The 8,766-nt window shown below is 72.3% G+C and carries 6 protein-coding genes and 2 pseudogenes; 4 read left to right on the top strand and 4 right to left on the bottom strand.

The features are described 5' to 3' along the window. The 3 genes and pseudogenes from AE652_RS28000 to AE652_RS28010 all read right to left on the bottom strand — a co-directional run. Positions 1-220 (bottom strand): annotated as a pseudogene (locus AE652_RS28000) (hypothetical protein); the annotation flags it as partial. 114 nt (positions 221-334) lie between these two features. Further along, entirely contained in the window at positions 335-856 is a 522-nt protein-coding gene (locus AE652_RS28005) for a MarR family winged helix-turn-helix transcriptional regulator (RefSeq protein WP_049656412.1), read from the bottom strand. 57 nt (positions 857-913) lie between these two features. After that, the gene (locus tag AE652_RS28010) at positions 914-2,209 is read right to left on the bottom strand and encodes an FAD-dependent monooxygenase (protein ID WP_049656414.1); all 1,296 of its coding nucleotides are present in this window, start codon (positions 2,207-2,209) and stop codon (positions 914-916) included. 199 nt (positions 2,210-2,408) lie between these two features. On the opposite strand from AE652_RS28010, the gene AE652_RS28015 reads away from it, so the two are divergent. From AE652_RS28015 to AE652_RS28025, 3 genes are all read left to right on the top strand, one after another. Continuing rightward, positions 2,409-3,014 carry a TetR/AcrR family transcriptional regulator gene (locus tag AE652_RS28015; RefSeq protein WP_049656417.1) on the top strand — a complete coding sequence of 202 codons (606 nt, stop codon included), beginning with the start codon at positions 2,409-2,411 and terminating at the stop codon, positions 3,012-3,014. 416 nt (positions 3,015-3,430) lie between these two features. Beyond that, positions 3,431-5,050, top strand: a complete 1,620-nt coding sequence (locus tag AE652_RS28020) for an alpha/beta hydrolase (RefSeq protein WP_198959396.1) — start codon at positions 3,431-3,433, stop codon at positions 5,048-5,050. A gap of 364 nt (positions 5,051-5,414) precedes the next feature. Beyond that, complete coding sequence (locus AE652_RS28025; protein ID WP_049656420.1) at positions 5,415-7,037, top strand: FAD-dependent oxidoreductase; 1,623 nt, start codon at positions 5,415-5,417, stop codon at positions 7,035-7,037. 126 nt (positions 7,038-7,163) lie between these two features. Here the strand turns inward: AE652_RS28025 and AE652_RS28030 are convergent, their stop codons facing one another. Beyond that, the gene (locus AE652_RS28030; protein WP_049656422.1) at positions 7,164-7,895 is read right to left on the bottom strand and encodes an ABC transporter ATP-binding protein; all 732 of its coding nucleotides are present in this window, start codon (positions 7,893-7,895) and stop codon (positions 7,164-7,166) included. Between the two features lie 430 nt (positions 7,896-8,325). Between AE652_RS28030 and AE652_RS28035 the strand changes: the two are divergent. Next, positions 8,326-8,766 (top strand): annotated as a pseudogene (locus tag AE652_RS28035) (hypothetical protein); the annotation flags it as partial.

Genomic DNA, 8,766 nt, shown 5'->3' on the forward strand with positions numbered 1-8,766 from the left:
CCGGCCGGGTGCGGACGGGGCGGCGGCGCAGTGCGGCGCCGAGTGCGGCGGCCACCAGGGCGGAGGTGCCGCCGATGGTGGTGAGCGCGGCGGCCACCAGCTGGGGCTGGCCGGTGACGGCTCCGCCGGCCCCGGCCATGGCGGCGGGCATGGCGTAGGCGAGCAGGACCTCGCGCCACAGGACGAAGGGCGGGGGAGCGCCGGGGGCCTTCTTGCTCATCGGAGCGGATGTCCTTTCGTTGGTAGTTAGGTACCTAAGTATTTGTGCTTAGGTACCTAACTATTGGGGCTGAGGGGAGGCGGGCCGCCGAACGGCGGCCCGCCTGGGTGCGGATCAGTCTTCGGTGAGCGCGTCCATGCCCGCGACCACCCGGGCCAGCAGGTCGAGGAAGGTGGCGCGCTCCTCGGTGGAGAGCCCCCCGACCAGCGCCTGCATCCGGGCGAAGTGCTCGGGCGCCAGCTCCCGCAGCCGGTCGGCGCCCCGCGCGGTGAGGATCACCACGTTGCCGCGGCCGTCCTCGGTGGACGGCCGGCGGGCCACCAGGCCCTCCCGCTCCAGGCCGTCGACCAGGCCGGTCACCGTCGCCCGGGAGACGCCGAGACTCGCCGCGAGCTGGGAGGGCGACTTCTCGCCGCCGTGGTCCTCCAGGTCCGCCAGCAGTCGGTAGCGGCCGGTGGAGAGGCCGAAGCGGCCGAAGTGCACCTCGCCGGCCTGGTTGATCCGGGCGCCCGCCGCCATCAGCCGGGTCGCGACCAGAATCGCCTGCGGATCGGCCGAGAGGCCGTAGCGGGCGATCTGGCGGCGCGCCTGGTCGAGGCTGGGGGCGGTGGGACCGCCCGCGGAGTACTGGGTCACGAGAAGTAATATGGCGCCTAACTTGATTCCGCGTCAAGCGGGACCATGGGCTTGTGCCTAGGCGGCACGCGGAGCGATCCGCGGCGGCGTCCAGTCGGCGTGCCGCAGGACGGTCCGGACCATCGCGCCGGGCGGGGTGAGCCGGATCGCGGCGTTGCGCAGGCCGACCGCCAGGGGGTGGGCGAGCTGCTGGCCCATCCGGCCGGCCCGGCGGGCGTCCCGGGCCACGGTCTGGCTGCGCGGACGGCGGGCCGCGTCGTACCGGGCGAGCGCGCCCTCGACCGTCCGGGCCTCGGCGAGCGCCGCCGCCAGGGTCACCGCGTCCTCCAGGGCCTGGCAGGCGCCCTGGCCGAGGTGGGGCGTCATGGCGTGCGCCGCGTCGCCGAGCAGTGCGACCCGCCCCGAGACGTAGGAGGGCAGAGGGGTGGTCAGCTCGTTGATGTCGTGGTGCAGCACCGCCTCCGGCCGGGTCGCGGCCAGCAGCGAGGGGATCGGCTCGTGCCAGGGCGCGAAGCGGCGGCGGACCTCGGCCAGCGGGTCCTGGTAGCGGACCCCGGCCGGGGCGTTCAGGACCGCGTGCCACTCGGCGGTGCCGTCCGGGAAGGCGATGTGGCCGAACTCGGCGCCGTGTCCCCAGGTGATCTCGAAGTCGGCCCTCAGTCCGTCGACCGGGCGCTCGGTGATCGCGCGGAGCACCGTCGAGCCGCTGTAGACCGGCCCGGGATGGTCGGGGAAGAGGCGGCGCCGGAGCCTGCTGTTGATGCCGTCGGCCGCGACCAGGAGGTCGGCCTCCAGGACGTCGGCCTTCGGGCGGTCGGCGTGCCGGGAGTCGGCGTGTTGGCGGTCGGCGTGCCGGGGGTCGGCGTGCTGGGGGTCGGTCTGCCGGGGGTTGGCCTGCTGGGTGTCGGTCGCCGGGGTGGTGCCGCCGAATCCGGCCCGGACCCGGAACGGCCGGGTGGTGTCCAGCTCGGTCACCTCGGCGCCGACGATCAGGGACTCGGCGGGCAGCGCCTCGCGCAGGATGCGGTGCAGAGCAGCGCGGGGGATCCCGACGATCGGGGCGCCCAGCTCGCGTTCCAGTGCCGCACCGTCCATCGCGGCGAGCCGGCGGCCATCCGGCGTCCGGGTGCCGCCGGTGTACTGGCGGCGGGCGGCAGCCTCGACCGCCTCGCCGACCCCCAGGGCGGCGAGCGCGCGCATCCCGTTGGCGGCCAGCGAGATGCCGGCGCCCGCATCGTCCAGGACGGCCGCCCGCTCGACCACGGTCACATCCCACCCCGCCAGTCGGAGCCCGATCGCGGCCGCCAGTCCGCCGATGCCGCCCCCGACCACCACCGCGCTGCTGCTGCTCATGCCCGGTCCTTCCCGTGTTGCCGCGCTGCTTTCTACATCTGTAGAAGGAGCGTACTACGGGGGTGCCGGCAGGTGGACGGGGGTGGGGGCGGGTCGGTCGGGGGCCGTCGGGGCGGTTCGGGGTGGCGGTCGGCGGTCGGCGGTCGGCTCGGACCGAGGTGGTGCGCGCCGGGTGCCGCGGCCCCGGTAGAAAGGAGGGATGCGGCGACACGAGGACCAGAAGCGGGACGATGCGGGGCGGCCGGACCGCCGGACGGTGTTGGCGGACGCCGCGATCGGGGTGCTGGCCGACCTCGGGGTGCGCGGACTGACCCACCGGGCGGTCGACGCGGCGGCCGGGCTGCCGGTCGGAACCACCTCGGCCTACCTGCGGACCAGGCAGGCCCTGCTCACCGCACTGGTGCGGCGGCTGGTGGAGCTGGACCAGGGCGAGCTGCACGCCATGGGGGAGCGGGTGCCGGTCCGTTCGTCGGAGGAACTGGCCGACGGCATCGCCGAGTTGATGCGGCAACGACTGTCCGGCGACGGGCGGCGGCGCTCGCTGGCCCGGTACGCCTGCGCGGTGGAGAGCGTGCGCGATCCCGAGCTGCGCGAGATCCTCGTCCCGCGGGAGAACGCCGGGCGCACCGCCGTCCGCGCGTTCCTCGCCGACCAGGGCGTGACCGATCCCGACGGGCGGACCGCCACACTGCTGGCCTGCGTCGACGGCCTGGTCTTCGAGCACCTGGTGGGCGGCGGCGAGCCCGGTGCCGACGCGATCCAGGGGCTGGTGGCGGCCGCCCTGCGGGGAGCGGCCGCGAGTTGAGGCGTGCCGCTCCTCGCCGGCGCGACCCGGCTCGCGCCTGCGAGGAGCGGCACGCCTGGGACCATCTCCCCTCCACGGGCCGCCGAGCACCGGCGGGGAGCGCCGTGCCCTCGATGCCGAACGCGCAATAGCGGGAGCCCCTGGGTGTTCGGCCGCGCGGGAAATCCGCGCCCTCGGTCGACTGTGCAGGCCCCCCGCCGGACGCCGCCCGCCCCCACCGAACCCGGACGACCGACGGTCGATCGGCAACGCGGGATGACGAAATCTCAGGTCAATCAACCGTCAAGTTGGTTCATTCACAGAATATTTCGCGATGTGTCACATGACGGGTGGATGATTTACGCCGCTCCCAGGTCTTCCCACGGAGATCTCCGACTGACAGGCTGGGGCCGCCCTTTCAGTACGGAGGAGGTTCCTTGTCCCGCATATCCACGCTGGCCGGAGCGGTCACCTGCGCTCTCGCACTTGTCACCGGCACCGCCGCCGCCGCTTCGGCAGCGCCTATTGACCAGACCCCGAGCCTGGCCGAGGCGAAGGTCGATCCCGTCGCCTGGACGCCGTGCAACCCCGACCCGACCAAGCCGGACCCCGGCATCTACGACTGTGCCGTCTACCCCGTGCCGCTGGACTACGACAAGCCGTCGGGCGAGAAGGTCGGCATCGCGATGATGCGGCGGCGGGCGAGCGACCCGTCGAAGCGGATCGGCTCGCTGTTCCTCAACCCGGGCGGCCCGGGCGGCAGCGGCTACCTGTGGGCGACGACCGCCCGCTTCGGCACCGAGGTGCAGTCGAAATTCGACCTGGTCGGCTTCGACCCGCGCGGCGTGGCCCGGAGCAACCCGCTCAAGTGCTTCAAGACCCAGGAGGACGCCGACGCGGTCACCAACCGCATGGTCGGCGTGCCGGTCACCAAGGCCGAGATCAACGAGACGCTGGACGCGGACCAGGACTACACCGACGCGTGCAGCAAGAACGCCGGCCCGCTGATCGAGCACATGTCGACCATCAACGTGGTGCGCGACCTCGACCGGATGCGCCGCGCCGTCGGTGACGCCCAGCTCACCTTCGCCGGGTTCTCCTACGGCACCCTGATCGGTTCGACGTACGCCAACATGTACCCGAACAAGGTCCGCGCGATCATCGTCGACGGCAACGTCGACCCGAACCTGCGCCTGCACAACGGCCTGGAGTACGACCGCCAGCGGGCGAACGGCTTCGAGCTGGCCCTGGACGAGTTCCTCAAGCGCTGCCAGACCGCCGGCGCCCCGCGTTGCGCCTTCGGCGAGGGCGACACCCGGGCCAAGTTCGACCAGCTCCGCGACCACCTGCGGACCAGCCCGATCACGCTGCCGAACGGCTCCAAGGTGACGCTGAGCAGCTTCACCGGCGAGGTGGCCAGCGCCCTGTACTCGCAGGCCAAGCTGGCCCCGCTGGCCAAGTCCCTCCAGGCGACCTACCAGGTGTTCCAGAAGCCGGCCGCGGCCGCCCTGCTGGCCCCGCAGGCGAACGTCTCGGACGAGGACGCCAACCTGCTCTCGGTGGACGTCCCGCGGACGGCGCTGCGGGAGGCCCCGGTCGACTCCGAGTACACCGCGGACGACTCCTACATGGCCGTCAACTGCCAGGACAAGCCGTACCCCTCCAACGACCGGGTGTTCGCGAACGCGGCCAAGGCCTGGGAGAAGGAGATGCCGACCTTCGGCCGCTACCAGGCCTTCGACGCGCCCGCGTGCGCGAGCTGGCCGGCCCCGGCCCGGGACGCCGAGCGCTTCTCCGGCCCGTGGAACAAGAAGACCTCCAACACCGTGATGGTGATCGGCAACCTCTACGACCCGGCCACCCAGTACAAGTTCGCCCAGCGGATGCAGCAGGAGCTGGGCAACGCGGTGCTGGTCAGCGTCGACTCGATCGAGCACTGCGCGGTCGGCCGCAGCCAGGCGCTGAACAAGATGGTCACCCGCTACCTGGTCGACGGCACCGCGCCGGCGGCCGGCCAGCTGCTGAAGCCGGACGCGGAGATCTTCCCGGCGGTCTGACGGAACGGCCCCCGGTGATCCGGGGGAGGGTTTGACGGTCGTGGTGGTCGGCGGTGTAGCCGGCCACCACGACCGTGTTTTCCGGGCGAGTTCCCGGAGGGCCGGGAGGGCCCGGAGAACACGGAGAACGCGGAGACGGATCGTCATCGAACCTCCCGTGGAGCGGATTCCTGCGATTCGTCGGCGACCATAGCCCATGCCACTGACAATGGGATTCCGGCGTCACGGCGACGGTCAAGACCAGGCTGGACCAGCAGGAATGACGTACTGTCACACTTTCCATTAACCGATTCCCGTGGTCGGATATCCGTGTTAGCGTGCGGGCCGCCGGCTTCTCTCGGACTCGGGAAAGTGGGGACGGAACATGCGGTACGAATTCTCCCGGCGGGGATTCCTGGGCGGTGCCGGCGCGGCGGCCGCCGGGATCACCGCCGCTTCCACGGGCGCGGCGGCGGCCGAGGGCGCGCGCCGGGAGCTGCCGAAGGGGCGGTCGGTGCTCCCCGGTGACCCCCGCTACCAGACCCTCGCCCAGGGCTTCAACCAGCGGTGGAGCAGCAGTCCCGCCTACATCCGGCTGGTGGGCGACGAGGCCGACGCGGTCGCCGAGGTGAACCGCGCGCTGGACGCCGGGCTACGGCCGACGGTCCGCGGCGGCGGGCACTGCTACGAGGGTTTCGTCGACAACGACCAGGGCGTCATCCTCGACCTCGGCACGATGCGCGGCGTCGCCGCCTCGACCGACAAGTTCGGCCGGCCCACCTACGGCGTCGACGGCGGCGCGACCAACTGGGACGTCTACACCACGCTGTTCCGGGAGTACGCCGTCACCCTGCCCGCCGGGTCCTGCTACTCGGTCGGCGCGGGCGGGCACGTCTGCGGCGGCGGGTACGGCCTGCTCTCCCGGCGGCACGGGCTCACCGTCGACCACCTCGTCCAGGTCGACGTGGTCACCGTCCGGGGCGGCCGGGCGGTGGTGACGAAGGCGCACCGCGAGGACGCGCCGGGCTCGCCCGAGCAGGACCTCTTCTGGGCCCACACCGGCGGCGGGGGCGGGAACTTCGGGGTGGTGCTGCGCTACCACTTCGCGTCGGACGTGCCCCAGCCGCCGCCCCGGGTCTGGCTGAGCAGCGTGGCCTGGCCCTGGGCCGAACTGCTCCGGCGGCCGGCCGACTTCGAGACCCTGGTGGCCAACTTCGGTGCCTTCATGGCCGAGCACAGCGGCCCGCGGGAGGCGGTGTACCAGGGGCTGTTCGCCATCCTCAAGCTCACCCACCACTCCAACGGGAACGTCGTCCTGTTCAGCCAGTGGGACGGAGCGGACCCGGCCCCGCTCGACGCCTTCGTGGCCGCCGTCGAACAGGGGATGACGACGCGCCCGGTGGTGCAGACCCGCTCGGCCGGCGGGCTGTTCCTGCCCTACCCGGACAAGCGGCGCCGGATGCCCTGGTTCCAGGCGACCATGACGCTCAACCCCTCGGGAGACAACGAGCGGGGCAAGCACAAGTCGGCCTACCACCGGGAGCCGTTCGCCCCGGCGCAGATCGCCGCCTTCTGGGACTGGCTGACGCGGGACGTCGAGGGGGTGGACCTCTCGAACACGGTGGTCCAGATCGACTCCTACGGCTGCCGGATCAACGCCCGCCGCCCCGAGGAGACGGCCGTCCCGCAGCGCGACTCGATCATGAAGCTGCAGTACCAGACGCACTGGACGGACCCGGCCGAGGACGAGAAGCACCTCGCCTACCTGAGCGGGCTGTACCGCGACGTCTACCGGGAGACGGGCGGTGTCCCGGAGGTCGACACCGCGACGGACGGCGCCTACGTCAACTACCCGGACACCGACCTGGGCACCGCCGACCAGCCCGACCCGGACTACCCGCGCCTCTACTACAAGGGCAACTACCCACGGCTGCAACGCACCAAGGCCTACTGGGACGGGGATGAGGTGTTCCACCACGCCCAATCGATCATCCCGGCCGGGCCCTGAGTCCGAGCGCCGGCGCCCCACGGGGGCGGGGAGGCACCCCGCATCCCCACCCCCGTAAAGCAGTCCTGTCACGCGCACCCGTAGCGCACACCGGGATCAGCCTCCCGGGGGGCCCGGGCCGTTCCGCTAGGCGGCCTGCTCCGCCTCCTCCTCGACGATCCGTCCGTCCCGGACCTCGATCACCCGGTCGGCGAGCCCCATCAGCGTCGGGTCGTGGGTGGCGACCAGCACGGTGACGCCCTCGCTGCGCACCACCGCGCGCAGCAGCTCCATGATCGAACGGCCGGTCTCGGAGTCCAGCTGACCGGTCGGCTCGTCGGCGATGATCAGGCTGGGCTGGTTGGCCAGCGCACGGGCGATGGCGACGCGCTGCTGCTGGCCGCCGGAGAGCTCGCCGGGGCGCTGGTTGGCGTGGTCGGCGAGGCCGACCAGGGCGAGGAGGGTATGGGCGCGCTCCTCGCGCTCGGCGGCCGGGGCCTTGCGCAGCCGCAGGGGCACGCCGACGTTCTCGGCGGCGGTGAGCATCGGGATCAGCCCGAAGGACTGGAAGACGAAGCCGATCCGCTCCCGCCGCAGGGCGAGCCGGCCGTCCTCGTCCAGCGAGGCGAGGTCGATGCCGTCCAGCGCGATGCTGCCGCCGGTCGGTGCGTCCAGGCCGCCGACCAGGTTCAGCAGGGTGGTCTTGCCGGAGCCGGACCGGCCCTTGAGCGCGGTGAGTTCACCACGGCCGACGGTGAACGAGACGCCGCGCAGGGCGTGCACGGTCCGCTCGCCGGTGCCGAAGCTCCGGCGGAGGTCGGTGACGGCCACCATCGGCTGGGTGGTGGTGTCGGCGGTGGCGGCCTGAGGCTGCGTCATGCGGCGTCCCCCTGTGGGCGTGGCGGCCCGGTTCCATCCGGGTCCCGTCCGGTTCTACGGATATGAGTGCTCCGGCGGTTCACGTTCCCGGGCGGGAATCCGAGAAGTCGGTGTCCCGGGCCAAAGGAGTGCGCCGAAGCCGGATTTGTGAGGTGTTCATGGCATTTCAAGTAGGGCATCCCCGGCCGGGATGCTACCAATGAAAGGAATTTGCTCACTGCTTACTTGATTCGCGCAAGTCCCTTCCGTTCCTGGATCGAATCTGACAGCATCGTCCGCTATCCGGCGACCGATAGCCGGTGATCAATGCGCCGGTGTGCCCGCGGTGTGTCCATCTGTGACCGATCTGCACGCGGATCGGCACTCGGATCGGACCGACGAGCGGGGCCCGGGGATGCAACCGGGGACGTAAGTCCGGGGGAGGAACCTGATGCTCGGCTTCGTCGTGCGCCGACTGCGCGGACGAGTGCCGCTGGCTGCCGCCGTCCTGCTCGCGGTGCTGATCACCACATCCGTGCTGACCGCCTTGGTCGCCTTCAACAGCAGTGTCGGCGAGGCCGGCCTGCGACAGGCGCTCCAAGGGCCCGGTCACGCACGGACCACGGTGACGGTGACCGGCGAGCACGGACTCGACCAGCGGACGAAGGACGAGGAGGCGCTCGCCTCCTACCGGCAGAAGCTCTTCGGCGACCTGCCCGTGCACACCGACAGCGTGATGCGCAGCCGCTCCTACAGCCTGCCCGGCTCCGGGGGCGCGGCGAACGGCAGTGCGGCGAACGGCAGTCCGGCCAACGGCACCGCGGCCAACGGCAGCCCGGCGACCGGCAGCCCGGCGAGCGGCACCGGCGCAGCCGGCGCCTCCGCCGGCCAG

The sequence above is a fragment of the Kitasatospora sp. MY 5-36 genome, assembly GCF_001182915.1.
Taxonomy (GTDB): domain Bacteria; phylum Actinomycetota; class Actinomycetes; order Streptomycetales; family Streptomycetaceae; genus Kitasatospora.

Bases quoted from the DNA above. Each gene is read 5' to 3' on its own strand.
- AE652_RS28010 (WP_049656414.1), bottom strand. From the start codon at position 2,209: ATGAGCAGCAGCAGCGCGGTGGTGGTCGGGGGCGGCATCGGCGGACTG.
- AE652_RS28015 (WP_049656417.1), top strand. From the start codon at position 2,409: ATGCGGCGACACGAGGACCAGAAGCGGGACGATGCGGGGCGGCCGGAC.
- AE652_RS28025 (WP_049656420.1), top strand. From the start codon at position 5,415: ATGCGGTACGAATTCTCCCGGCGGGGATTCCTGGGCGGTGCCGGCGCG.
- AE652_RS28030 (WP_049656422.1), bottom strand. From the start codon at position 7,895: ATGACGCAGCCTCAGGCCGCCACCGCCGACACCACCACCCAGCCGATG.